We start from the raw sequence: 24274 nt of genomic DNA, 5'->3' as shown, positions 1-24274 counted from the left end.
GAGGGGGCGGGCGTCGTGGCCGAGGGGCTCGGCGACGCGGTGGGCGCGGCCGATGCGGTGGCCCCGGACGCGGGCGAGGCCGCCGACGGCGCGGGCGCCGCGGCGGAGGGGGTGGACGTCGACGCGGCGGACGTCGTGGCGGTGGTCGCGCCTCCCGGCTCGTCCGCCACCGCGGGGAGGGCCGAGCCGGTGACCGTGAGGGCGGCGGCGGCGACGACGATGAGGGGCAGACGGACGGTGCGCATGGTCACTCTCGGAGGCTGAGCGGTCGGGGGTGCCCGGCGCCGATTCGGGTTGCGATCGCCGACCTGACGACGCTAGCCCGAGCGGAGGCCCGACAACAGCCCCTGTGCGACCTCACAGACCCCCAGTTGGCGGGGTCGTGTCGGCGGGGTGGGCGTCCGGAGGCGGTCAGGGGCGCGTGGGCCGGAGCGTGATCAGGGGCGTGACGACCCGCCGTCCTGCTGGTACCGGGCGTTCGTGACGTCGTTCGTCGACCCGTGGATCGAGATCGCCCCCGTGGCGAAGTCGGCTTCGAGCTGCTCGAGCGATCGCCCCCGGGTCTCGGGGACGACCGTGAGCACGAACACGAGCGCGGCGGCGTTGAGCACGGCGAACACGAAGAACGTCGTCGAGATCCCGAAGGCCGCGACGGCGATGGGGAACGTCAGGCTGACCCCGAAGTTCGCGAGCCAGAGCACGAGTGCGGTGAGCCCCATGCCGGCCCCACGGAGGCGCAGCGGGAACACCTCGGAGAGCATGAGCCACACGAGTGGCCCGATGGTGCCCTGCATGATGCCGACGAAACAGATGATGAACACGAGGACGACCACCGCGCGGAGCGTGCCCTGCGGCAGGATCACCGACGCCAGACCGATCAGCAGATGGAACAGGGTCGTGCCCGCGAACCCGCTGATGAGGAACGTGCGCCGGCCCAGTCGGTTGATGAAGCGGAGGCCGATCACGACGGCGAGGACCGCGATCACCCCCGAGCCGACGTTCGCGATCAGGGCACCCTGCTGGCTGAACCCGGACTCCTGCAGCACCTGCGTGCCGTAGTACATGATCGAGTTGATCCCGGTGACCTGCTGGGCGATGCCGAGTCCGCCGCCGATGTACACGAGCCTGCGCAGCCACGGCTCGCGGAACAGATCGAGGATCCGGCCGGAGCGGGCCTCCGCTTCCTCCGCGGCGAGGTCGTGCAGCTCGGCCATCTCGGCCACCGCGCGCTCGTCCGAGCGGATGGTGCGGAGCACGGCGAGCGCGTCGTCCTCGCGCCCCTTGCCGAGCAGCCACCGCGGGCTCTCCGGCACGCGGAGCATGCCGATGAACAGCGCGACGGCGGGGATCAGCGCGACCGCGAGCATGTACCGCCAGACGTCGGTGTGGGAGCCCCAGATCGACCCGATCACGGCGTTGATCGCGAATGCGGCCAGCTGCCCCGTCACGATCATGAGCTCGTTCCGGGTCACGAGACCGCCGCGCTTCTCGGTCGGCGACAGCTCCGCCAGGAACACCGGGACCGTGACGGACGCCCCGCCGACGGCGATGCCGAGGACGAACCGCGCCGCGACGAGGACCTCCCACGTCGGGGACAGCACGCACGCGAGCGCGGCGACGAAGAAGACGACGGCGAGCGTGCGGATGGTGGGTCGCCGACCGTTGTGGTCGGAGATGCGACCCGTGGTGAACGCGCCGAGCGCCGCCCCGACGAGGATCGCCGACGTCACGAGCCCCTCAGTCGTGGGTGTGAGCCCGAGATCCGCGGTGAGCGAGTCGAGCGCGCCGTTGACGACGCCGGTGTCGTACCCGAAGAGCAGACCGCCGAAGGTCGCGACGACCGCGACGAACCCGAGCCGTCGCGAGTACGGACCCGGGGTCAGCGGTGGCAGGGCCCGTCCGCCCGGTGCAGGTCGCCCCGTCGTGTCGGCTCCCCCGGCTGTCGTGCTCCGCGTCGCCACCATCGCTCCTCGTGATCCGCCCCGTCGGAGACCCGACGGTCGGGCCGTCGCTCGGAGGGGGAGGAATCGACGCTATCGAGCGGCGTCCGCGTGGTCGCTCAGCTGCTCCTGTCCGGTGGATCCGTCGGCGGGGACAGCCGGTGTGGAGGCCGTCTCGGCGGCGGCCCGCTCGGCCATGGCGGTCGTCAGGGTCGTCAGCACACGGGTCACGACGGCGTTGTCCTCGTCGGACAGCCGGTCGAAGACGTCCACGACGGACTCGTGGAACCGCTCGTACGCGGCGTCGATCTTGCGGGCGGCCTGCTCGCTCGGCTCGAGGACCTGCGCGCGCCGGTCGCTCGGGTGCGCCACCCGCCGGAGGTCGCCCTTGCGCTCGAGCTCGTCGACGATCTTGGTGACCGACGCGTTCGACACGTTGAGCATGACGACGAGGTCCTTGGGGCCCATGGCCCGCTCGTCACGCTGCGCCTGGAGCAGGTAGCGGATGGCGTGGAACTCGTTCTTCGTCAGGCCGCTCGCGACCCGGGCGCGCTCGATCTGTTGCTCCTCGGCGCTCTGCACGCCCAGGAGCGCGTCGACGGCCTGGCGAGCGGCCGCGCTCCGCGGCTCTCGTGCGTACAGGTGCCGCGCTTCGCGGCGGACGACGGTCAACGGCATCGGCGGATGTGGTCCTTCTGGTCGGTCGTTCCGGTGGCGTGGATGCTACGCGGTGGGTGCCGCGAAGAAGTCGGCGTAGCTCGGGCCGCTCGCGGCGCCCGATCCCCGCCCGGACAGCAGGCGCGGGTCCTCGACCCGACGCGAGACGTAGGCGTCGATGACGGCCGGGTCGGTCAGTCCGTAGCGTCGACCCGCGCCCGCGCGCATCGTGCCGGCGCCGGACCAGGCCTGGTACGTGCTGTGCATCAGCAGACACCCCGATCGGCGAGCAGCGGCCGCATGTCGATCGGCTGCGTCGGCGGGAACCGGTCGAGCGCGGCACTCGACGGGTCGATGAAGGAGGTCCCGGAGACCCGGGGGTGGGGCTGCGCGATGCTCATCATGGTCTCGTTTCTGGCGGCGTCGCCGGGCGCGATCGGGGTGATGATGCCCGGGGTCGGGCACGGCAAAAGAATGCCACATCGTGAACTACTCGCGCAACGAAACAGTAGTCGATCTGTTCGTTCCGTTCGGAAAACGGACAGATCGTGAACCGCGTCAGCGGCGCGTCCGGATCCGGACCAGGCAGACGAGCCCGGATCCCCGGACGCGGAGGCGCGCGTCCAGGTGGTCGAAGAGGACCGCATCGCCCGGCGCCAGTGGCGTCGGAGGCCCGTCCGGACCGAGCGCGGCCGGCTCGGCGATCGCTGTCCGGCCGTCCAGCGCGACGACGACGGTCAGATCGGCCGCGTCCGCGAGGACCTCCGCCTCGACACCCGGATCGACGTCGACCACGGCGACGTCCGCCCCCGCGCGCCCCCGCCGGGTCATCACGTTGAGGTCGCGGGTCGCGGTCGTGCTCGTCGCGGCCACGGCCTCCTCGCCGGTGAACGTGACCGATCCGAACGGTGGGACGATCTGCACGGCATCCGCGACCGTGAGCGCGAGCGGCTCCGGCCCCAGGCACACGAGCGTGCGGTCCACACCCGGCAACGTGCTGAACGGACCGGGTGCCTCGACCGCGGCGATGCTGATCCGCCAGTCCCACGTGGGGGACGCCGAGGGCCCGCGGGCCAGTTCCCACGTCACGCCGCCGCCGTTGGCCCAGGGCCCGGGCTCGACGTCGGCGAACCGGACGAGCTCGGTCACCGGACCGCGGGATCCGCGGCGGCCCAGCGCTCCGTCCGGACGCCGGAACGCCAGACCCCCGCGACGAGTTGCACGCCCGGCCGGTACGCCAGGTGGACGTACGAGGGCGCGTCGAGCACGACGAGGTCCGCGCGACTGCCCACGCGCAGGACGCCGACGTCGTCCCGTCGGAGTGCGGCGGCACCCCCGGTGGTCGCGGCCGCGAGGGCCTCGTCCGGCGTCATGCCCATCTGCGTCACCGCGAGCGCGATGCAGAAGGGCATCGCGGTCGTGAAGGACGATCCGGGGTTGCAGTCCGTCGCGATCGCCGTCCGGACACCCGCGTCGCGGAGGCGCGCGACCGACGGGAACGGTTGCCGTGTCGAGAACTCCGCCCCGGGCACGAACGTCGCGACGGTGCTCGACCCGGCGAGTGCGTCCACGTCGTCGTCGTCGAGGAACGTGCAGTGGTCGACGCTCGCGGCCCCGAGCTCCACCCCGAGGCGTGCCGCTCCGGACGCGGTCAGCTGGTTCGCGTGCACCCGGAGACCGAGCCCCGCCGCCTGCCCGGCGAGCAGGATCCGTCGTGCCTCGTCGACGTCGAACGCGCCCTCCTCGCAGAAGACGTCGATCCATCGGGCGTGGGGTCGGCAGGCCTCGAGCATCGCACCGGCCACCAGGTCGACGTAGGCGCTCCGGTCACCCGCGGACTCCTCGGGGACGACGTGCGCGCCGAGGAACGTCGTGTCGTCGGTGAACCGCGCGGCGATCCGGAGCAGCCGCGCCTCGTCCTCGACGGTCAGGCCGTAGCCGCTCTTGATCTCGACCGACGTCGTGCCCGAGCGCAGGGCCTCGTCGAGCAGGCGGGACGTCCGGGCGACCAGGGCCTCCTCCGTCGCCGCCCGGGTCGCGCGCACCGTGGTGCGGATGCCGCCCGCGGCGTAGGGACGGCCCGCCATCCGGGCGGCGAACTCGTCGGTGCGGTCACCCCCGAACACCATGTGCGCGTGGCTGTCGACGAACCCCGGCACGACACACGCGCCCGCGACGTCGGTGCGGCGGTCGGCGGCCGGCGCGGCGGCAGCGTCCCCGACCCAGGCGACCCGGTCGCCGTCGAGCACGAGCGCGGCGTCGTGGCGGAGGCCGAGCGGCCCCTCGCCGAGTCCGGGGTCGAGCGTCGCGAGCAGGCCGATCCCGGTGACGAGTTCGCTCATGCTCCACCTCGGAACCGATCGGTGACGGCCACGGTGTCGGCGCGCGCTCGGGCCGGGTCGCGGAGCCGTCCGCCGAGCACGACCGCGGTGACGTCCGCCGCGGTCGCAGTGTGGAGCAGCTCCTCCGGGGCGGATCCGGCGGTGCGGACGGACCGCGGATCGATGCCGACGACGTCGAAGGGGGCGCCGACGACCGGCCCGCCGGTGGGGACGGGGGCACCCGCGGGCCGGAGTGCCCGGTGCCCGTCCACCCCGCCGGCACGCCAGAGCTCGGACGGGGTGAAGACGCCGCGACGCCCGGCCGCGAGCCGCGCACCGCGTTCGACACCGCGGAGCTCCTCGAACGGGTCGACGACGACGTTCTGGTCCGAGCCGATGCTGACCACGGCCCCGGCGTCGGCCAGGTCCCAGGCGCGGCCGAGTCCGTCCCCGAGGTCGGCCTCGGTCGTCGGGCACATCGACACCCCGACCCGCGCGGTGCCGAGCAGGCGGACGTCCTCGTCGGTCAGGTGGGTCGCGTGGACGACGGTCGTCCGCGCGGCCAGGGCGCCGGCCCGGTCGAGCAGCGCGGTCGGCGTCAGTCCGGTGGCCGCCGTGCTCGCGGTGTTCTCGGCCGGCTGCTCGGACAGGTGCACGTGCAGCGGAACGGTGGGCGGCAGGAGCTCGACGGCACGTGCGGCCTCGTGCTCGGACACGGCCCGGACGGAGTGCAGGGCGGCTCCGAGCGTCACGGTCGGGTGTTCGCGGGCCAGGACGTCCCGCAGCGCCCACCACCGCTCCGTCCAGCGCTCGACCGAGCCGTCGCCGAACCGACGTTGCGCGCCCTCGAGCGGGGCTCCGAACCCGGCGGACAGGTAGCAGGTGTCGAGGAGGGTCAGACGGATCCCGGTGCTCGCCGCGGCGGCCGCGAGCGCCAGCTCCATGTCGTGCGCGGGGTAGGGGGTGCCGTCGTCCCGGTGGTGCAGGTAGTGGAACTCGCCGACCGCGCCGTACCCGGCGGCGACCATCTCGCCGTACACGGCGAGCGCCACGTCGTGCAGGGCGTCCGGGTCGAGGGCCGCGACCACCGCGTACATGCGGGTCCGCCACGTCCAGAAGTCCCCGCCGCCCGCGTTCGTCCGGCCGCGGAGCAGGCGGTGGAACGCGTGCGAGTGTGTGTTCGCGAACGCGGGGACCGCCGTGTCGACCACGAGGTCCGCGCGTCCCGCACCGGGCTCGACCGCGGTCACCACGCCGTCGCCGTCGAGGTCGACGGTCAGCGGCCCGGTGACGACGTCCGGCAGCACCAGGCGCCCCAGCTGGACCCTCACGTCAGCTCCCGGAGCACGGCGACGAGCGCGTCGACGCCGGCCCGCACGTCGTCGTCGGACGCGGACTCTCCCGGTGCGTGCGAGACGCCGTCCGGGTTGCGGACGAACAGCATGCCGGTCGGGACGTGGGCGCTGAGCACACCGGCGTCGTGCCCCGCGCCCGTCGGAACCCGTGGGGGCTCGCCGAGCACGGTGGCCATGCGGTCCGTCAGCGTGGTGTCGAACGCGACACGCGGGCTGAACGACTCCTCGGCCACCTCGACGACGCACCCCTCCGCGGCGGCCGCCGATCGGGCCTCCCGGCCGATCGCGTCGACGAGCGCACGGACGTCCGCGTCCTGCTCGGCGCGGGCGTCGAGCGAGAGCGTGACCGACGACGCGATGGCGTTCGTGCCGCCCGGGACAACGCCGATCCGGCCCACGGTCGCCCTGGCCCGCGCGGCGGCGGGTGCGGCGAGCGACCGGGCCCGCGCACCGCGCACGACCTCGGCGGCGACGAGCACGGGGTCACGCCGGTCCGCGAGCTCGGTCGCGCCGGCGTGGTCGCCGCGACCCTCGATGCGGACCGACCAGCGTCCGTGCGCGAGGATCGTCGTCGCCAGGCCGACGGACGCGTCGAGCGGCGCCAGCTGCCGTCCCTGCTCGACGTGCAGCTCCAGGAACGCGGCGATGCCCGCCAGCCGGTCGGGGTCCGGTCCGATCCGCCCCGGGTCGAGCCCGGCCGCCGTGAACGCGTCGGCGAGCCGCACGCCCGTCGGATCGGTGAGCGCGCGCGCCCGCTCGGGCGACACGGCGCCGGTCATGAGCCCGGATCCGAGACACGCGACGCCGAAGCGCGCGCCCTCCTCCTCGGCGAACACGACGACCCGGAGCGGGCGGGAGGGCCGGTGCGCGTCCGCCTGCAACCGGGCGACCGCGGCGAGTGCGGTCACGACGCCGAGCGGGCCGTCGTACGCGCCGCCGCCGGGCACCGAGTCGAGGTGACTGCCGGTCACGACCGCGGGGAGGTCGTCCGTGACGTCGTCGACGTCCCAGGTCGCCCACACGTTGGCGTTGCCGTCCACCTCGACACGGAGGCCCATGCCCTCCGCCGCCGCGACGAACCAGGCCCGCATCGCGCGGTCCGCGTCGTCGAGGAGGTGTCGGCTGTGCCCGCCGCGGACGGGATCGCGTCCGATGTCGTCGAGCTCGCGGAGGAGCGCGACGGCGTCCGTGCTGCTCGTGGTCACGCCTCCTCGATCATCGGGATGTGCAGCCCGCGCTCGCGGGCGACGTCGGCGGCGTGCTCGTACCCGGCGTCGACGTGCCGCATCACCCCGGTGCCGGGGTCGTTCGTCAGCACCCGCTCGATCTTCTGCGCGGCGAGGTCCGTGCCGTCGGCGACGACGACCTGCCCGGCGTGGATCGACCGGCCGATGCCGACACCGCCGCCGTGGTGGATCGACACCCAGGTCGCGCCCGACGCGGTGTTGAGCAGGGCGTTGAGGAGCGGCCAGTCGGCGATCGCGTCGGACCCGTCCTTCATGGCCTCGGTCTCGCGGTAGGGGGACGCGACCGATCCGGAGTCGAGGTGGTCGCGGCCGATCGCGATGGGGGCGCTCAGCTCGCCGCTCGCCACCATCGCGTTGAACGCGAGGCCGGCGAGGTGCCGCTCCTTGTAGCCGAGCCAGCAGATCCGGGCCGGCAGTCCCTCGAAGTGCACCGTCTCGCCCGCGGCCTCGATCCACCGGCGCAGGCGCTCGTTCTCGGGGAACAGCTCGAGGATCGCGCGGTCCGTCTTGGCGATGTCCTCCGGGTCGCCGGACAGCGCCGCCCAGCGGAACGGTCCACGGCCCTCCTCGAACTGCGGGCGGATGTACGCCGGCACGAACCCGGGGAACGCGAACGCCCGGTCGTACCCGCCGAGTTCGGCCTCGCGTCGGATCGAGTTGCCGTAGTCGAACACGTCGGCACCCGCGTCGAGGAACCCGACCATCGCGGCGACGTGCTTCGCCATGCTCGCCCGCGCGTCGGCGGTGAAGCCCTCGGGGTCGGCCGCGGCGCGCTCGTGCCACTCGTCGACGGTGTAGCCCTCGGGCAGGTAGCTCAGCGGGTCGTGCGCACTGGTCTGGTCGGTGACGACGTCGACGGCGACGCCCCGCTCCAGGATCTCCGTGAACACGGTAGCGGCGTTGCCGACCAGTCCGACGGACAGCGGCCGACGGTCGGCCTTGGCGGCGAGCACCCGGTCGAGCGCGTCGTCGAGGTCCTCGGTCATCTCGTCGAGGTAGCCGTGGTCGACGCGGCGGGCGATCCGTGCCGCGTCGACGTCGACCACGAGCACGGCGCCGCCGTTCAACGTGACGGCGAGGGGCTGCGCCCCACCCATGCCACCGGCACCACCGGTCAGCGTCAGCGTGCCCGCGAGCGACGCGGTCCGCTCGTCCTCGCCCGCTCGCGCGGCGCGCTCCGCCGCGACAGCCGCGAAGGTCTCGTACGTGCCCTGCAGGATGCCCTGCGTCCCGATGTAGATCCAGGAGCCCGCGGTCATCTGCCCGTACATCGTCAGCCCGAGCTGCTCGAGGCGCCGGAACTCGGGCCAGGTCGCCCAGTCGCCCACGAGGTTCGAGTTCGCGATGAGGACCCGCGGCGCCCACTCGTGCGTGCGGAACACACCGACCGGCTTGCCCGACTGGACGAGCAGGGTCTCGTCCGCCTCGAGCTCACGCAGCGTCCGCACGATCGCGTCGTACGCGGCCCAGCTGCGCGCCGCCCGCCCGGTGCCCCCGTAGACCACGAGGTCCTCGGGGCGTTCGGCGACCTCGGGGTCGAGGTTGTTCATGAGCATCCGCATCGGGGCTTCGGTCTGCCACGAGCGGGCGGTGATCTCGGGGCCGCGCGGCGCGCGCACCGAGTGCGTGGTGGTGTCGGTCAAGGGGTCCTCCGGATCGTCGTCGTCCCCATGACAGCGCACCCCCGTCGCCGGCACAGCGAGTCCGGAGGCACTAGGGTCTCGGATACGAGACGCGTCACGCGGCGGAAACAGCCCCGTCACGTGGCGGTCGATCCGGCCCGTCACGCACCCCGGCGGCCGCAGGACGGACGGGAGGACCGTGGCCGAGCCCCGCCCTGTCCCCGCCGCCACGAACGCCGTCCGGCTGCTCCGGTACCTCGGTGCCCAACGCGGGCCCGTGACCGCTGCGGCCGTCGCCCGCGAACTCCGCCTGCCCCGGTCGTCGACGTACCACCTGCTCGCCGCGCTCGAGGCCGAGGGGTTCGTCGTGCACTACCCCGAGGAGCGGCGGTACGGGATCGGCGTCGCCGCGTTCGAGCTCGGGTCCGGGTACCTCCGGCAGGCGCCGCTCGCCCGGCTCGGCGCCCCCGTCCTCGGCTCGCTCGTCGACCGACTCGGCGAGAGCGCGCACATCGCCGTCCTCCAGGGCCGCGACGTCGTCTACGTCCTCGAGGAGCGCGCCCCGCACCGCCCCGTCCTGGTCTCGGACGTCGGGGTCCGACTGCCGAGCCACGTCACCGCGAGCGGTCGGGCGATGCTCGCCGAGCTCGACGCCCCCCAGATCCGCGCCCTGTTCCCCGATCGGACCGTGTTCGCCGAGGGGGACGACCCCCGCGACCCCCGCGGTCTCCGCACCGTGCTCGCCGCCACCCGGGCGCGCGGGTTCGCGTGGGAGCACGAGGGCGTGAGCGCCGGGCTCGCGTCCGTCGCACTCTGCGTCCGCGACAGCACGGGGTGGCCCGTCGCGTCGATCGCCGTCACGTTCCGCACCGAGGACTACGCCGAGGAACGGTGGCCCGAGCTCGCCGAGCGCGTCCGGCCGTTCGCGCGGGAGCTGCAGCGCCGCGTGGCGGGCCCCGCCACCACTGGCTGAGCCGCCATCCCCCCGCCCCGGGATCCGCCTGTTTCCGACCGGGTGCGCGTCGTCCGACACCAACACCGTCGACTCATGGCGGGTCACCAGGGGCGCAGGCGGTCAGAGCACCCGCGCGAAGCAGACCGAGCTCGGGTTGTCGGCGTAGCGGCCGAACGGCGCGATCCGCGAGAACCCGGATCGTTCGAGGAACCGGACGGTCTGCGTCGCCTGGGATCCCGTCTCCATGACCAGGGCCGGGGCGCCCAGTTCGCGGCCGGCAGCGATCAGGTGCTCCAGGAGCGCATCGGCCACGCCGAGACTCCGCGCGTCGGACCGGACGTAGAGCTTCCGGACCTCGTGGACCCCGTCCTGGACCGGCGTGAGCCCCGCACACCCGATCGGGACGCCCGCGCTGTCCCGGGCGAGCAGGTGCACGGGCACCTCGTCGGCCGTGAGCTCGGGACCGAGGTCCGGTCCGGCGTTGACGCTGTTGAGCTCGATCCGGGCAGCGGCACGGAGGCGGATCGCGCTCTCGGCGTCGTACGGCTCGGGCGCGATGGTGAACGACCAGGGCTCGGGCTTGAGGTAGGGCACCGGGGATCGCCTCGTTCCATGCGCACGGTTCGGGAGTGTGCTCACGCTAGCGGCGACGGGTCCACCGGGCGCGTCGGCACGCCCGGCGCGTCCGCCCGGCACCAGCCCGAGCACGTCAGAACGGCACGCCGCACACGAGCACGACGTTCGCGAACGGCGTCGCCTCACCGGTGCGGACGAACAGCTTGGCGCCCGCGGACATCCGCTTCAGCGCCTCGTGATCCACGTGCCGGACGCCGTCGAACCGTGCGGTGATCCACCCCTCGGCCTCGGTGCCCACGACCTCCTCCGCCGCGATGCAGTCCTGGAACACGGCGTCGCCGAGGAGCGCGTCGAGGACGTCCTCGAACCGCGGCACCCCGTGGACGACGGCCAGGTCGACGAGCGGGACGCCCGGCGGGATCGGCAGACCGCAGTCAGCGACGACGACGAGGTCCCCGTGTCCCAGGTGGCTCAGACCGGCGTTGAGCTCGGCGTTGAGGATGCCGGCGCGCTTCACGCGGTCACCTCCGGCAGGGTGTCGTCGAGCGTCGGGTACGACGGCTGCGTCCCGGCCCCCTGCACGGCGAACGCACCGACCCGCACCGCGTGCCGGACGCCGTCGAGCAGGGACTCCCCGGCCGCGAGGCTCGCGCTGAGGGCGCCGACGAACGCGTCGCCCGCGCCGGACGTGTCGACCGCGTCGACCCGGGGTGACGGCACCGCGGTGGTGCCGGTCGCGTCCGCGACGACCGCGCCGCGCGCGCCGAGGGTGATGACGACCGTGCGGATGCCCTGCGCGAGCAGCGCGACCGCGAGCGCCTCCTCGTCCGCCGGCACCGCGCCTCCCGGCACGAGTCGCGCGAGGACGAGGGCCGCCTCGTGCTCGTTCACGACGAGCGGATCGGCGAGACGGACGACCGCGGCGTCGACGTCGATGACGGGTGCGAGGTTGAGCACGACGCGACCACGGGCGTGACGGGCCGCGGCGGCGATCCCGGCGGCCGGGATCTCACCCTGCATGACGACGACGGCCGCCTCGGCCACGACGGACGCGACGCGATCGACGGCCTCCGCGGTCATCGCGGCGTTGGCCCCCGGCACGACGACGATGGTGTTCTCCCCCGTCGCGTCGACCGTGACCGTCGCGAGCCCGGTGGGCTGGTCGACGACGCCGACGTGCGCGACGTCCACCCCGCTCTCGGCCAGGAGGACCGTGGCGACCTCCGCGGATCCGTCATCGCCGACGAGCCCCACCATGACCGTGGCGGCGCCCCGACGGGCGGCCGCCACGGCCTGGTTCGCGCCCTTGCCGCCGGGCAGGAGGGTCATCGAGGTGGCGATCAGCGTCTCACCCGGGGACGGGTGCCGGTCGACGGTGACGACCTGGTCGACGTTGAGCGATCCGACGACGACCACGGTTCCGGCGGCCGTGCTCACTTGCTGAAGGTGTCGACGTTGCTCTTGGTGACCGACAGCACCGGGACCGACACGGTCTTCGTGGCCTTGCCGTCGATCGCCTTGAGCGCCTGGTCGATCGCGAGCGAGCCGAGCTTCGCCGGCTGCTGGGCGATGGTGCTGCTCAGCGTGCCGTCCTTGATCGCGGCGAGGCCGTCGTCCTCGCCGTCGAAGCTCGCGACCTCGACGCTCGAGCCCGCCTTCGACCCGAGTGCCTTGATCGCCCCGAGGGCCATCTCGTCGTTCTGCGCGAAGATGCCGACGATGTCGGGGTGGGCCTGCAGCAGGTTCGTGGTGACGTCGAGCGCGGTGGCGCGGTCGAAGTTCGCCGTCTGCTCGCCGACGACGTGGATGCCGGGGTACTGCTTGATCCCCTCGGTGAAGCCCTTGCCGCGGTCACGGGCGGCCGACGTGCCCGCCTGGCCCTCGAGGACGAGGATGTCGCCCTTCTTGCCGATCGCCTTGGCCAGGTCGTCCGCCGCCTGCTTGCCGCCGGCGACGTTGTCGCTCGCGATGAACGAGTCGACGTCCGCACCGTTGACCGTGCGGTCGACGGCGACGACGGGGATGTCCGCCTTGTTGAGCGCCTTGACCGACGGGCCGGCGGCGTCGGAGTCGACGGGGTTGACGATGATGGCCTTGGCGCTGCCGGAGGACGCGGTCTGCAGCTGGTTGGCCTGCTGCGCGGAGTCGTTCTGCGCGTCGACGACCTCGAGGTCGACACCCTTCTTCTTCGCTTCGGCCTTCGCGCCGTCGCGCACCTCGACGAAGAACGGGTTGTTGAGGGTCGAGAGCGCGAGCACGACCTTCTGGTCGCCGCCGGAGCCGCCGCCGAAGCGGCTGCAGCCCGAGGCGCCGAGCATGACGAGGGCGGCGACGGTGCCGACGGTGGCGACCTTCTGGAAGGAGGAGAACTGCATCGTTGGGGTCCTTGGTCTGTCTGTGGTGCTGGTGGGGGGATGAGGGAGTCGTACTGGTGGGGGGTCGGTGTGCCGGGAGGGTCGCCTCCCGACCGGCTGGCGGCCACCGGCCCGCCGGCGCCCGCCGGGGCGGTTCGCGGTCAGCTGCTGCGCGTCTTGCGGCGGAGCACGTCGACACCGACGGCGAGCGCGATGACGAGGCCGATGACGACCTGCTGCCAGAACGAGCTGACGTTGAGCAGGTTGAGGCCGTTGCGGATCACGACGAGCACGAGCGCGCCGATGAAGGTGCCCGAGATCCGACCGACACCGCCCGCGAGCGAGGCGCCGCCGATCACGACCGAGGCGATCGCGTCGAGCTCGTACCCGCTGGCCGCCTGCGGCTGGGCGGAGTCGAGGCGCCCTGCGAGCAGCAGCCCGGCGAGCGCGGCGAACAGCCCGGACAGGCCGAACACGATGACGACGATGCGCTTGACCGGCAGACCCGACAGGCGCGCGGCCTCCGCGTTCCCGCCGACGGCGTACATCGAGCGGCCGAGGACGGTGCGGTTGAGGATGAACGAGGCGACGAGCGCCGCGAGGACGAGCACGATGATCGGCACGGGCACGGGCCCGATGTCGCCGCCGAGGAACGACACCTGCGGCGAGGTCGGCACGGGGTTGCCGTCGGAGATCACGAGGGTCAGGCCGCGGGCGACGCTGAGCATCGCGAGGGTGGCGATGAACGAGGGCAGCTTGCCGTAGGCGCCGGCGAGGCCGTTCACGACCCCGGCGAGCAGGCCGGCGACGAGGCCGCCGAGCAGGGCGAGCCAGCCCGGGAGGCCCGCGGTGCTGAAGAACCAGCCGGACACCATCGCGGACAGTGCGGCCACGGAGCCGACCGAGAGGTCGATCCCGCCGGCCACGATGACGAACGTGACGCCGAACGCGAGCACCGCGACGGTCGAGACCTGGATGCCGATGTTGATGATGTTGCGGCCGGTGAGGAAGTCCGGCGTCGCGATGAACAGGGCGATGCAGAGGACGACGAGGCCGACCAGCGCCCCGTTGTCGGCGAGGAACTTCTTGAAGGAGAAGGACCGCGCGGGGGCCTTCACGGTGGTCGTTGACATGCGACGGGTGCTTTCTGATGGGTACTGCGCTGTACGCGTGGGGGGAGGAACGACCGTCCGCTCGGGGCGGTCGTGACGTGGCGGGGTGGGGGCGGTGCCCCGGGACTCAGACGGTCTCGACGTCGCGGGCGGCCAGGGTCATGACGCGGTCCTCGGTCGCTTCGGACCCGGGGATCTCGCCGGCGATGCGGCCGTCCCGCATGACGAGCACGCGGTCGCTCATGCCGAGCACCTCGGGCAGCTCGCTCGACACCATGACGACCGCACCGCCCGCCGCCGTGATCGTGTTGATGAGCTCGTAGATCTCGACCTTCGCGCCGACGTCGACGCCGCGGGTGGGTTCGTCGAGCAACAGCACGCTCGACCCGGCGAGGATCCACCGACCGAACACGGCCTTCTGCTGGTTCCCGCCGGACAGCGAGCCGATCGGCTGGCCGATGTCGTGCATCCGGATCCGCAGCCGGTTCGCGACCTCCTCGGCCCGGCGCTTCTGCCCGGCGAAGTCGACGAGGCCACCGCGCGCGGTGGAGGCGAGGGTCGCGTACCCGAGGTTGTCGTTGACGGACGCACCGAGGACGAGGCCCTGTGCCTTCCGGTCCTCGGGGACGTGTCCGATGCCCGCGCGGACCGCTGCCGCGATGCTCTTCTTCGGCAGCACCTGACCGCGGACGCGGACCGTTCCCGAGTCGTAGCCGTCGGCGCCCGCGATGGCACGGACGAGCTCGGTGCGCCCGGCGCCGACGAGGCCCGCGACGCCGACGATCTCGCCGGCGCGCACGGAGAAGCTGACGTCCTCGAAGCGACCGGCCGAGGTCAGGTGCTCGACCTGGAGCACCTCGGACGCGGTGTCGATCACCGCGGTACCCGAGGGGTACTGCTCCTCGATGCTCCGGCCGACCATGAGCCCGACGAGTTCCTGCTCGGGCGTGGTGGCCGGCACCTCGGCGACGAAGTGTCCGTCCCGGAGCACGGCGACCGTGTCCCCGATCTCGACGATCTCGTCGAGGTGGTGGCTGATGAACAGCATGCCGACGCCGCGGGCGCGGAGGTCCGCCACGACGCGGAAGAGGGCCTCGGTCTCGTGGCGGGTCAGCGCGGCGGTGGGTTCGTCGAGGATCAGGATCCGGGCCTCCTGGCTGAGCGCCTTCGCGATCTCGACCAGCTGCTGCCGCGCGATCCCCAGGCTCGACACCGGCGTCATGACGTCGACGTCGAGACCGATGGTGGCGAGCGCCGCCTCGGCCTGACGACGGAGTGCCTTCCGGTCGACCAGGCCGAACCGGGTCGGGATCCGGCCCATCATCACGTTCTCCGCGACGCTGAGCGACCCGACCAGGTTGAGCTCCTGGTGGATCGTGGCGATGCCGAGCTCCTCAGCCGCGGTCACGGACGGGATCGTGACCTCGCGGCCGTCGACGAGGATGCGACCGCCGTCGGGCTGGTGGATGCCGGACATCATCTTGATGAGCGTCGACTTGCCGGCGCCGTTCTCGCCGAGCAGCACCTGCACCTTCCCGGCGTGCACCTCGAGGGTGACGTCGGTGATGACCTGGACCGGTCCGAACGACTTGCTGACGCGATCGAGCGTCATGAGTGGCTGCGGGGACATGTCAGTTCCTCCCGGGACGGGACGGTTCGTTGGCGGAGCGCGACGATGCGGTCTGCCGATCGGTGGCGATGGGGTCGGCCGACGAGGCCCGGACGATGAGCTCGCTCGGCAGGCGGACGGAGGCGGGGTGGTTGCCGGCGATGACGTCGAGCAGGAGTTCGACGGCGACGCGGCCCATGTCCTCGACGCTGTGGGCGACGACGCTGAGCGCCGGTTCGAGCAGCGAGAACCACTCGATGTCGTCGAACGCGACGAGGGCGATGTCGACGCCGATGCGGAGGCCGAGCCGGTTCAGGATCGCGATCGCACCCACCGCCATGAGGCTGTCCGCGGCGAAGATCGCGGTGGGCGGTTCGTCGAGGGCGAGCAGCGCGCTCACCCCGGCCGACCCGGACGCGGCCTGGAAGTCACCGAACACGACGAGGTCCGGGTCGGCGCTCACCCCTGCCGTGACGATCGCGTCCTGGTAGGCCTCGAACCGCTCGCGACCGGTCGAGACGCTCTGCGGGCCGGCGATGTAGCCGATGCGGGTGTGCCCGAGGGCGGCCAGGTGCTCGACCGTCTGGCGGATGCCCGTGCTGCTGTCCGTCGTGACGGTCGGCACGTCGATGCCGGGGACGACGCGGTCGACGAACACCGTCGGGATGCCCCGGTCGACCAGCTGCTGGACCGTCTCGGTGTCGTCGCCCTGCGGCGCCACGATCACGCCGTCCACCCGCCGGGCGATGAGGGTGTCGAGGTACCGGTTCTGCTGCTCGGCACGCTCGTTCGCGTTGCCGAGCATGGTCACGTACCCGGTCTCGAGCGCGGCCTGCTCGACGGTGTGCGCGAGGTCCGCGAAGAACGGGTTCCGCACGTCCGAGACGAGGAGGCCGATGGTGTCCGTGCGGGTCGAGCGGAGCGCCCGGGCCTGCAGGTTCGGCCGGAAGTCGAGGTCGCGCGCGGCCTGTTCCACGAGCCGACGGGAGTCCTCGGACGTCGCCGGGTTGCCCGAGAGCACCCGCGACGCGGTCGCCGCCGAGACGCCGGCGCGCGCGGCGACGTCCTTGATGGTGACGGTGTTCATCGGTGAGCACTCCGTTGGGCGAGTCGTGGAATCGATTCCATGGGATCGATTCCACGACTGTACGGGGAGCGCCGCGGGGATGTCAAATGACTCGGTCCCCGAGGGGTGGGTCAGCGCGCGCCGTGACCGCCGCCCGCGAGCTGCCGCCCCAGCAGGTCCGCCCGCTCCCGCACCCGCCGCCCGAACCGCTGCAGGTCGTCGTCGGAGATCCGGAACGACGGGCCGATGACGCTCAGCGCGGCGACGGTGCGGCCGTCGCCGTCGTGCACCGCGGCCGCGGCGGCGGCGGCGTCCGGTTCCACGGCGGTCCCCCGCGAGACGGCGAAGCCCTGGTCGCCGGTGTCCCCGGTGAGCGCCGCGCCGAGCGCGGTGCCCGTGGTGTCGATGGACCGGCCGGTCCAGGTCGCGTGCCGGATCGCGCTCCGGCTCTCGACCTGGCGCAGGTACACCGCGTGGTCCGGGCCGTCGGGGACCGCCAGGTAGGCCGTCTCGCCCGTGAAGTCCGAGAGGTCGACGAGGTGCGGCTCCGCGATGTCGAAGAGCGCGAGGTTCGAGATCGCCACGGCGCCGATCTGGAGGATCCGCGGACCGGCCGTGTAGGTCCCGCCGTCGCGCGCGAGGAACCGACTCGGCTCGAGGGTGCGGAGGAGGCGCGCGACCGTGCTCGTCGGCAGGTCGACGGCGCGCGCCGCCTCGCTCAGGGTCATCCCGGACGATGAGGACGCGATGGCCTCGAGCAACCGCAGTGCGCGCTCCACGCTCCGCGCGCCACCGGTCCCGTCGCTCTGGTCAGGCATCCGCGCCGCCCCTCCCCCTCATGCCGCCGCTCACTCCCCCACAGTCTGTCGGACGCGGGCCGCGGCGGTGATGTGCTCCCGGAGCGACGGGTCGAGGTACCCGAGCGCGTCGAGGTCCTCGAAGCCCTCGGGCGGCAGGTCCGAGCGCTCGGGGAACCCCGTGAGCGGCCGGGTGGTGTCGAACCCGAGCTTCGCCGTGAGCGCGTCCGACCCCCGCTCCGTCGTGAACTGGTGTGCGCTCGGGTCCATCCGGATGCCCTTCATGTCGCCGAGCACCATGAGGTCGCGATCCGCCTGGAACCGGACGTTCACGGACCAGAGCACGCCGGGCTCGTCGTGCACGTCGATGTCGTCGTCGACCACGACGACGGTCTTGAGGAAGTGGTCGGCGGCGAACGCCGCGAGCAGCGCCTGCTTGCCGTCGCCCTGACGACGCTTCCGCACCGCGATGTAGGCGCTGAACGCGCCGCCGCGGAACGGGATGCGGACGTCGACCGTCCCGGGGACCGCACGCCGGACGGCGTCCAGGAGGCGCGCCTCCCGTCCGGGGAAGAGCCACAGACACAGGTGCTCGGCATGGGTCGGGTGGAGGTCCTGGAACAGCGCGTCCGCCCGTCGCGTGACCGCGGTGATCGTCGCCACCGGCGCCTGCGCCTTGCCGTAGTGGTACGAGAACTCGCCGAACGGGCCCTCGTCGACGCGGTCGGCCGGGTCGACGACGGCCTCGAGCACGAGCTCGGCGTCGGCCGGGATCGGCAGGTCCACCGTGCGCCCGGGCGTGACGGCGAGCGGGTCGCCGAGCAGGGCCCCGGCGAGGCCGTGCGCGTCGATCGTCACGGGGTTCTTGAGCTGCGAGGCGATCGCGTAGGCGGGGTGGTGACCGATGACGACGGCGATCTCGACCGTCCGGCCGTCCTCGCGGGCGGCGGCGAGGACACGCCCGAGGTCGTGGTCGGGCGCGGCGTTCACCGTGATCGTGTTCCGGCCCGTGATCATCAGCCGGTACATCCCCGTGTTGATCGACCCCGTCGCCGGGTCCCGGACCATGACGACCCCCGCGGTGACGTACCGCCCGGCGTCGGCGCGCGAGTGCACCGCGAAGGGCAGTGCGCCGAGGTCGACGTCGTCGCCGGTCACGACGACCTCGTGCACCGGTGCGTCCTCGACGACGACCGCGTCGGGCACCGGTCCGCGCTGGACCGCGAGCACGTGGTCCAGCGCCTGGCGCACGGGCACGCCCAGAGCCGACGCGACGCGGGAGCGCTTGCCGAACACGCCCATGAGCACCGGGAGCTCGGAACCCTCGACGTCGCGGAAGAGCACGCCCGGTGCCCCGTGCGGCTCGAGGCCCTTGACGACGGCGGCGATCTCCCCGCCCGGGCGGACCCGGCGGTCGACCTCGAGCAGCTCGTCCGCACCGAGCGTCGTGAGCCAGCTCCGCAGGTCGAGGCGGCTCATCGTGCGTCGCCGTCCTGTGCGAGCCCCGCGACGACGACCGACCCGGCGGTGTTGTACCGCCCGGCGAGCACGTCCGCGGCGACCGCCTCGATCTCGCCGGCGAGCACGCGGTCGTCGTCGAGACGAGCCGCACGCTCGCGCACCGCCTCGTAGACGGGGACGAGTCCGGGTGCCGAGGCGCCCTCGCTCCGGAGGTCGCTGCCCTGCGCCGCGGCGAGGAGCTCGATCGCGACGACGTACGCCGCGTTGCGCGCCATCCGGGCCAGTCGGGTGCCGGCGTGCGTCGCCATGCTGACGTGGTCCTCCTGGCCGGCGGACGTCGGGATCGAGTCGACGCTCGCCGGGAACGCGCTCGCGCGGTTCTCGGCGACGAGCGCGGCGGACGTCACCTGCGCCATGAGGAATCCCGAGTTGAGACCGGCGCCCTGCACGAGGAACGGCGGCAGCCCGCTCATCGAGGTGTCCATGAGCATGGCGGTGCGGCGCTCGGCGAGCGAGCCGACCTCGCAGAGCGCCATGGCGATCGTGTCCGCGGCGAACGCGACGGGCTGCCCGTGGAAGTTGCCGCCGGAGAGCACGATCCCGTCCTCGGGGAACATGAGCGGGTTGTCGGAGACGGCGTTCGACTCGCGCTCGAGTACGCGCGACGCGTTCTCGAGCAGGTCGAGGGAGGCCCCCATCACCTGCGGCATGCAGCGCAGGCTGTACGGGTCCTGCAGTCGCCGACCCTCGAACTCGGTGTCGAGCACGACGCTGTCGGCCACGAGCGCGCGGAGCGCTGCCGCGGTCCGGATCTGTCCGGGCTGGCGGCGGATGCGCTGGATGCGCTCGTCGAGGGCCATCTGGCGCCCGGCCGTCGCCTCGAGCGTGAGCGCACCGGCTGCGAGCCCCGCGTTGAGCACGTTCTCGGCCTGGAACAGCCCGCGGAGCGCGAGCGCGGTCGACATCTGCGTGCCGTTGATGAGCGCGACGCCCTCCTTCGGCCCGAGGACGACCGGATCGATCCCGACGGACCGGAGGCCCTCGGTCGCCGGGTGCTCGACGCCCTGGATGCGGACCGCGCCGATCCCGGTCATCGCGCCGACGAGGTGCGACAGCGGGGCGAGGTCGCCGGACGCACCGACGGATCCCTGGCTCGGCACGACCGGCAGGACGTCGGCCTCGAGCATCGCGACGATCGTGTCGACGATGACGCGGCGCACACCCGAGTGCCCCTGCACGAGGCAGAGGAGCTTGATGAAGAGCGCCGCCCGGACGACGTCGTCGGGGAGCGGGTCGCCCACGCCGACCATGTGCGAGGCGATGAGTCGACGCTGCAGCTCGACCAGGTCCTCCGGCGAGATGCGGCGGTCGGCGAGCTTGCCGAAGCCCGTGTTCACCGCGTACACGACGTCACCGCGCTCGATCGCGTCGGCGATGACCCGGTGGCCGGCCTCCACGGCCTCGGCGGCCTCGGGACGGAGCCGCACGCGCACGGGTCCGCGGAACGGGGCGCGGAGCTCGGCGAGGGTGGCGCCGTCGGGGCTGATGTCGATGGTGGTGGTCACGATGCGTCCTCCGTCGGGGCTGGGTGGTCGTCGGTCCAACGCCGGATGAGCGTGGACTCGAGGTGGAACTGGTCGAGGAGCCGCCCGACACCGTCGTCGACGATCTCGTCGACGGTCTGCGGGCGGTTGTAGAAGGCGGGGGCCGGGAGGCACACGGTCGCACCCGCGAGCGTCACCGTCTCGAGGTTGCGGATGTGGATGAGGTTGAGCGGTGACTCGCGCAGCATGAGCACGAGGGGCCGGCGCTCCTTGAGGGTGACGTCCGCGGCGCGCGTCAGGACGCTCGAGGAGACCCCGCTCGCGATCTCGCCGAGGGTGCGGACCGAGCACGGCGCGATGACCATGCCCATCGTCCGGAAGGACCCCGAGGCGATGCTCGCCGCGACGTTGTGCACGGCGTGGACGACGTCGGCCTTCGCGCGGACCTCGCGCGGGGTCAGGTCGGACTCGTACGCGAGCGTGAGTTCCGCGGCCTTCGACATGACGAGGTGCGACTCGATCCCGAGCACGCGGAGTTCGTCGAGGAGCCGGATGCCGTACGCGGCGCCGCTCGCGCCGGTGATGCCGACGACCATGCGCCGGGTCATGCGGGACGCACCCGGATGTTGAGCGCCTTCGACTCGGAGTAGCTGCGGTACTCCTCGACGGACTCCTCGCGCCCGACACCGCTGCCGCCCGCGCCGCCGAAGGGCGATCCGGGGTAGTGCCGGTTCGCGTCGTTGACCCACACGTACCCCGCGCGGATCGCGCTGCCGAGCCGGAGCGCGCGGTCGAGGTCGTTCGTCCAGACCGCCGCGCTGAGCCCGAGGGCACCCTCGTTCGCCAGCGCGATCGCCTCGGCCTCGTCGCGGAACCGCTGCGTGATCGCGACCGGGCCGAAGACCTCCTCGCGGCCGATGCGCATGGCGGCGGTGGTGTCGGTGAACAGAGTCGGCTCGACGAAGTACCCCGGGCGGTCCACCACGTGCCCGCCGGTGACGAGCCGGGCGCCCTCGTCGACCGCCGAGCGCACGTGGTCGAGCACCCGGTCCCGCTGGGCGGCGGAGACGAGCGGACCCATCTCGGTGGTCTCGTCGTACGCGGCCCCGAGCCGGAGTGCGTCCATGCGGGCCGCCATCCGTTCGACGACGGCGTCGTGCACGGACTCGTGCACGAGGATCCGCGCGGTCGCCTGGCAGGACTGGCCGGCGCTGACGGTGAAGCTCAGCCCGGCGAAGGCGGCGGCCGCGGCCTCGTCGAGGTCGGCGTCGGCGCAGATCACGAACGGGTTCTTGCCGCCGAGCTCGGCGGAGAAGTGCTTGACCGTCCCGCTCTCGGACAGGCGGGACTGGATGGCGACGGCCGTGCGGTCGCTGCCGGTGAACGCGATGCGCTTGACGCGGGGGTGCACGACGAGCGCGTCCCCGGCCTCCACACCGCCGGAGACGATGTTGACGACGCCCGGCGGGACCGTGTCCTGCAGGAGCGCGCCGAGGGCGAGCGTCGCGACGGGGGTCTGCGCGGCGGCCTTGATGACGATGGTGTTGCCGGCGAGGAGCGGGAACACCAGACCGGCGAGCGCGAACAGGCTCGGGTGGTTGTAGGCGATGATCTTGCCGACCACCCCGTACGGCTCGCTCGTGACGATCGAGATGCCGTCCGCGTGCGGGCGGGTGACGCGCCCCGCCTGGGCGAGCGCGATCCCCGGCCACTCCTGCAGGTAGCGCAGGGCGAGGCCGACGTCGCGGCGGGTGGACGGCATCGGGTTCCCGCTGTCGATGGCCTCGAGTCGGGCCAGGGCCTCGCCGTGCTCGGCGAGCGCCGCGCGCAGGGCTCCGAGCACGGCGGCGCGGTCGCTCACCGTCCGGGCGGCCCAAGCGGGCTGCGCGGCGAGTGCCACCGCGACGGCCTCGTCGACCTCGGCGCGCGAGGTCTCGGGCACGTCCGTGTAGGGGGTGCCCGTCGAGGGGTCGTGGGTCACCGCGCGGGCCGCGGCGTCCGTCCACCGTCCGCCGACGAAGTTGCGGGGGCGGCCGTCCGGCCAGAAGGCGGCGAGGGTCTCCGCGTACCGCGGAGCGGTGGGGTCGGCGTCGGCGGCGGGGGTCGCGCCGGCTGGGGTCGTGCTGGTGGTCGTCATCCTCGGGACGCTCCTGTCTGCGGGGTGCGGCGCCGGGAGAACGCCGCGGTGTCGATGGTCCGGCCGGTCCGGGGGAGGGTCACGGCCACGGGGTCGGTGTCGAGGTCGCGCCCGGCGTCGGTGGCCTCGAGCAGCGCGACGACGAGGTCCCCCACCACGGGCGCGGTCTTGAACTGGTTGCCGCTCGTGCCCATGGCGACGAAGAAGCCGTCGCGGTCGGTGCGGTCGTAGACGGGCAGCCAGTCCTCGGTGACGTCGTACACACCGGCCAGTCCGCTCGGCGTCGCGGGGACGCGCAGTCCGGGGACGCGGCGGGCCAGGCGCGCCGCGTCGCGGAACCACGAGGCCCGCGTGGGGGTGGCGACGAGCGCGTCGGGGTCGTCGATCGTCTCGACCCCGTCGACCGCGGCACCGTTGCCCCCGACGAGCACGGCCCCCTCGCCGTCGGGACGGAAGTTGAGGCCGAGGTCGCCGTCGACGATGTGGGCGCCGTCCCGGGCCATGTCCACGCCCTCGGGCATGCGGAACCAGTGCAGTTCGTGCCGCTGCGCCTCGAGCCGGACGCGGAAGTCGCCGCCCACGCCCGCGAGGGCGTTCACGGCCCGCGAGCCGGGCCCGGCCACGTTCACGACCGTCGCCCCCTCGACCGTCGACCCGTCTGCGAGGCGGAGGACGGTCGACCCGGCGACGGGGTCGTCGATCGCGACCACGCGCGCACCGAGCAGGAACACGGCGCCGAGCCGTGCGGCCTGTCCGGCGAGATTCTGCGCCGCGAGGGCGGGGTCGCCCACGTAGCCGGAGGACGGCGTGTGCAGGGCGCGTTCGAACCGGCCGTCGGGCTCGCGCCAGAACTCGGCGGCGTCGGTGCGGCTCGGCGGCCCGAACCGGCGCGTGTCGATCCACGGCAGGGCCGCGGCGAGCGCGTCGCCGTCGACCTCGTGGTACCGCACGCCGGCCCGGTCCATGACGCCGGCCATGGTGTCGAGCACCCCGTCGTCCTCGAGCAGGTAGGAGCCGCACCGCACGAACCGGGCGACCTCCTGCTCGGCCGGGGTCTCGGTGACGGTCCGCCAGTCCTCCCACGCGAGCACCGACTCGGCGGCCATCGCCGAGCTCTCGGCGTCGAACGCGTGGACGCGGATGATGCCGGCGGAGGAACTCGTGGACCCGAACCCCGCGGTCCGGTTCCCGTCGACCACAGTCACCCGCCGCCCGGTGCGGAGCGCGCTCACCGCGATCGCGCAACCGAGCACCCCGGCGCCGATCACGACGACGTCCGCCGTGCGGCCCGAGTTTTTCGGGCGTGTTACGAGTTGGTTCATTTCTTGTTTCCGGGTAGAGGGCGTGCTGCCACCGCCAGTACGTTTGCTGCCTGACGGTACTGCATCCCACACAGCGGCAAAACGTCGTCCAGGGTCGGACCGCCAACTCGTAACGGGGAGTTAACAAACGCCACCCCGGCGCTCCCCCCACCCCGGAACCACCCGCTCGTCGCACCACCCACCGGCACCCAGCCCCCGC

Annotated in this window: 24 protein-coding genes; 1 reads left to right on the top strand and 23 read right to left on the bottom strand. The window is 73.2% G+C overall.

Annotation, left to right across the window (positions count from 1 at the left end; genetic code table 11):
- The 10 genes from DEI86_RS16670 to DEI86_RS16025 form a co-directional block, all read right to left on the bottom strand.
- A partial coding sequence (locus tag DEI86_RS16670; RefSeq protein WP_220038539.1) for a hypothetical protein occupies positions 1–251 on the bottom strand: 251 nt, incomplete at its 3' end.
- Positions 252–437: 186 nt separating this feature from the next.
- On the bottom strand, positions 438–1961 hold the full coding sequence (locus tag DEI86_RS16060) for a sugar porter family MFS transporter (protein ID WP_309146574.1): 1524 nt from the start codon (positions 1959–1961) through the stop codon (positions 438–440).
- Between the two features lie 72 nt (positions 1962–2033).
- Positions 2034–2618, bottom strand: coding sequence for a MarR family transcriptional regulator (locus DEI86_RS16055; RefSeq protein WP_111012930.1), 585 nt, complete (start codon positions 2616–2618; stop codon positions 2034–2036).
- Between the two features lie 45 nt (positions 2619–2663).
- Complete coding sequence (locus DEI86_RS16050) at positions 2664–2864, bottom strand: hypothetical protein (protein ID WP_111011666.1); 201 nt, start codon at positions 2862–2864, stop codon at positions 2664–2666.
- Entirely contained in the window at positions 2864–2998 is a 135-nt protein-coding gene (locus DEI86_RS16950) for a hypothetical protein (RefSeq protein ID WP_258368802.1), read from the bottom strand. Before DEI86_RS16950 ends, DEI86_RS16050 begins: the two co-directional genes overlap by 1 nt.
- Before the next feature lie 157 nt (positions 2999–3155).
- Positions 3156–3746: a HutD family protein gene (locus DEI86_RS16045; RefSeq protein WP_181439823.1), complete on the bottom strand. Its 591-nt coding sequence runs from the start codon at positions 3744–3746 to the stop codon at positions 3156–3158.
- The gene (gene hutI / locus DEI86_RS16040) at positions 3743–4939 is read right to left on the bottom strand and encodes an imidazolonepropionase (protein ID WP_111036313.1); all 1197 of its coding nucleotides are present in this window, start codon (positions 4937–4939) and stop codon (positions 3743–3745) included. The genes DEI86_RS16045 and hutI overlap by 4 nt, the downstream gene beginning before the upstream one ends.
- Positions 4936–6249 carry a formimidoylglutamate deiminase gene (locus DEI86_RS16035; protein ID WP_111050168.1) on the bottom strand — a complete coding sequence of 438 codons (1314 nt, stop codon included), beginning with the start codon at positions 6247–6249 and terminating at the stop codon, positions 4936–4938. Before DEI86_RS16035 ends, hutI begins: the two co-directional genes overlap by 4 nt.
- Positions 6246–7478: an allantoate amidohydrolase gene (locus DEI86_RS16030; protein ID WP_111050167.1), complete on the bottom strand. Its 1233-nt coding sequence runs from the start codon at positions 7476–7478 to the stop codon at positions 6246–6248. Before DEI86_RS16030 ends, DEI86_RS16035 begins: the two co-directional genes overlap by 4 nt.
- Positions 7475–9163 (bottom strand): urocanate hydratase, encoded by a 1689-nt coding sequence (locus DEI86_RS16025; RefSeq protein ID WP_111050166.1) that lies wholly within the window; start codon positions 9161–9163, stop codon positions 7475–7477. The genes DEI86_RS16030 and DEI86_RS16025 overlap by 4 nt, the downstream gene beginning before the upstream one ends.
- A gap of 178 nt (positions 9164–9341) precedes the next feature.
- Here DEI86_RS16025 and DEI86_RS16020 point away from each other — a divergent pair, with 178 nt between their 5' ends.
- Positions 9342–10115, top strand: a complete 774-nt coding sequence (locus tag DEI86_RS16020) for an IclR family transcriptional regulator (RefSeq protein WP_111036316.1) — start codon at positions 9342–9344, stop codon at positions 10113–10115.
- A 102-nt stretch (positions 10116–10217) separates the two neighbouring features.
- Here DEI86_RS16020 and DEI86_RS16015 read toward each other — a convergent pair whose 3' ends face one another.
- The 13 genes from DEI86_RS16015 to DEI86_RS15950 form a co-directional block, all read right to left on the bottom strand.
- A complete protein-coding gene (locus DEI86_RS16015) occupies positions 10218–10691 on the bottom strand; it encodes a GNAT family N-acetyltransferase (protein WP_181434723.1) in 474 nt (157 codons plus the stop codon).
- A 115-nt stretch (positions 10692–10806) separates the two neighbouring features.
- The gene (gene rbsD, locus DEI86_RS16010; RefSeq protein ID WP_111050164.1) at positions 10807–11190 is read right to left on the bottom strand and encodes a D-ribose pyranase; all 384 of its coding nucleotides are present in this window, start codon (positions 11188–11190) and stop codon (positions 10807–10809) included.
- The gene (locus DEI86_RS16005) at positions 11187–12110 is read right to left on the bottom strand and encodes a ribokinase (RefSeq protein ID WP_111012922.1); all 924 of its coding nucleotides are present in this window, start codon (positions 12108–12110) and stop codon (positions 11187–11189) included. Before DEI86_RS16005 ends, rbsD begins: the two co-directional genes overlap by 4 nt.
- Positions 12107–13048, bottom strand: coding sequence for a substrate-binding domain-containing protein (locus tag DEI86_RS16000; protein WP_111011669.1), 942 nt, complete (start codon positions 13046–13048; stop codon positions 12107–12109). Before DEI86_RS16000 ends, DEI86_RS16005 begins: the two co-directional genes overlap by 4 nt.
- A gap of 140 nt (positions 13049–13188) precedes the next feature.
- Positions 13189–14160: an ABC transporter permease gene (locus DEI86_RS15995; RefSeq protein WP_111011670.1), complete on the bottom strand. Its 972-nt coding sequence runs from the start codon at positions 14158–14160 to the stop codon at positions 13189–13191.
- Between the two features lie 106 nt (positions 14161–14266).
- Positions 14267–15769 carry a sugar ABC transporter ATP-binding protein gene (locus tag DEI86_RS15990; RefSeq protein WP_111050163.1) on the bottom strand — a complete coding sequence of 501 codons (1503 nt, stop codon included), beginning with the start codon at positions 15767–15769 and terminating at the stop codon, positions 14267–14269.
- 1 nt (position 15770) lies between these two features.
- On the bottom strand, positions 15771–16835 hold the full coding sequence (locus DEI86_RS15985; RefSeq protein WP_111050162.1) for a LacI family DNA-binding transcriptional regulator: 1065 nt from the start codon (positions 16833–16835) through the stop codon (positions 15771–15773).
- A 110-nt stretch (positions 16836–16945) separates the two neighbouring features.
- Positions 16946–17632 carry an IclR family transcriptional regulator gene (locus DEI86_RS15980; RefSeq protein WP_111012920.1) on the bottom strand — a complete coding sequence of 229 codons (687 nt, stop codon included), beginning with the start codon at positions 17630–17632 and terminating at the stop codon, positions 16946–16948.
- A gap of 30 nt (positions 17633–17662) precedes the next feature.
- Positions 17663–19090 carry a UbiD family decarboxylase gene (locus tag DEI86_RS15975; protein WP_111050161.1) on the bottom strand — a complete coding sequence of 476 codons (1428 nt, stop codon included), beginning with the start codon at positions 19088–19090 and terminating at the stop codon, positions 17663–17665.
- Complete coding sequence (gene hutH, locus DEI86_RS15970; RefSeq protein WP_111012918.1) at positions 19087–20637, bottom strand: histidine ammonia-lyase; 1551 nt, start codon at positions 20635–20637, stop codon at positions 19087–19089. The genes DEI86_RS15975 and hutH overlap by 4 nt, the downstream gene beginning before the upstream one ends.
- The gene (locus tag DEI86_RS15965) at positions 20634–21224 is read right to left on the bottom strand and encodes a UbiX family flavin prenyltransferase (RefSeq protein ID WP_111012917.1); all 591 of its coding nucleotides are present in this window, start codon (positions 21222–21224) and stop codon (positions 20634–20636) included. Before DEI86_RS15965 ends, hutH begins: the two co-directional genes overlap by 4 nt.
- Entirely contained in the window at positions 21221–22753 is a 1533-nt protein-coding gene (locus DEI86_RS15960; RefSeq protein ID WP_181439822.1) for an aldehyde dehydrogenase family protein, read from the bottom strand. The genes DEI86_RS15965 and DEI86_RS15960 overlap by 4 nt, the downstream gene beginning before the upstream one ends.
- Positions 22750–24075, bottom strand: a complete 1326-nt coding sequence (locus DEI86_RS15950) for an FAD-binding oxidoreductase (RefSeq protein ID WP_181439821.1) — start codon at positions 24073–24075, stop codon at positions 22750–22752. Before DEI86_RS15950 ends, DEI86_RS15960 begins: the two co-directional genes overlap by 4 nt.
- Positions 24076–24274: the final 199 nt, after the last annotated feature.

The sequence above is a fragment of the Curtobacterium sp. MCBD17_028 genome (genome assembly GCF_003234875.1).
Lineage (GTDB): Bacteria > Actinomycetota > Actinomycetes > Actinomycetales > Microbacteriaceae > Curtobacterium.
The sequence above is the reverse complement of the archived record's forward strand: the minus strand, read 5'-3'. Positions and strand labels throughout refer to the sequence as shown.

What these genes read in the sequence shown, in the direction of transcription:
- DEI86_RS15995 (WP_111011670.1), bottom strand. Translation starts at nt 14,160, where the DNA reads ATGTCAACGACCACCGTGAAGGCCCCCGCGCGGTCCTTCTCCTTCAAG.
- DEI86_RS15950 (WP_181439821.1), bottom strand. Translation starts at nt 24,075, where the DNA reads ATGAACCAACTCGTAACACGCCCGAAAAACTCGGGCCGCACGGCGGAC.
- DEI86_RS16050 (WP_111011666.1), bottom strand. Translation starts at nt 2,864, where the DNA reads ATGCACAGCACGTACCAGGCCTGGTCCGGCGCCGGCACGATGCGCGCG.
- DEI86_RS16000 (WP_111011669.1), bottom strand. Translation starts at nt 13,048, where the DNA reads ATGCAGTTCTCCTCCTTCCAGAAGGTCGCCACCGTCGGCACCGTCGCC.
- DEI86_RS16950 (WP_258368802.1), bottom strand. Translation starts at nt 2,998, where the DNA reads ATGAGCATCGCGCAGCCCCACCCCCGGGTCTCCGGGACCTCCTTCATC.
- DEI86_RS15965 (WP_111012917.1), bottom strand. Translation starts at nt 21,224, where the DNA reads ATGACCCGGCGCATGGTCGTCGGCATCACCGGCGCGAGCGGCGCCGCG.
- DEI86_RS15975 (WP_111050161.1), bottom strand. Translation starts at nt 19,090, where the DNA reads ATGAGCCGCCTCGACCTGCGGAGCTGGCTCACGACGCTCGGTGCGGAC.
- DEI86_RS15985 (WP_111050162.1), bottom strand. Translation starts at nt 16,835, where the DNA reads ATGAACACCGTCACCATCAAGGACGTCGCCGCGCGCGCCGGCGTCTCG.
- DEI86_RS15990 (WP_111050163.1), bottom strand. Translation starts at nt 15,769, where the DNA reads ATGTCCCCGCAGCCACTCATGACGCTCGATCGCGTCAGCAAGTCGTTC.
- DEI86_RS15960 (WP_181439822.1), bottom strand. Translation starts at nt 22,753, where the DNA reads ATGACGACCACCAGCACGACCCCAGCCGGCGCGACCCCCGCCGCCGAC.
- DEI86_RS15980 (WP_111012920.1), bottom strand. Translation starts at nt 17,632, where the DNA reads ATGCCTGACCAGAGCGACGGGACCGGTGGCGCGCGGAGCGTGGAGCGC.
- DEI86_RS16055 (WP_111012930.1), bottom strand. Translation starts at nt 2,618, where the DNA reads ATGCCGTTGACCGTCGTCCGCCGCGAAGCGCGGCACCTGTACGCACGA.
- hutI (WP_111036313.1), bottom strand. Translation starts at nt 4,939, where the DNA reads ATGAGCGAACTCGTCACCGGGATCGGCCTGCTCGCGACGCTCGACCCC.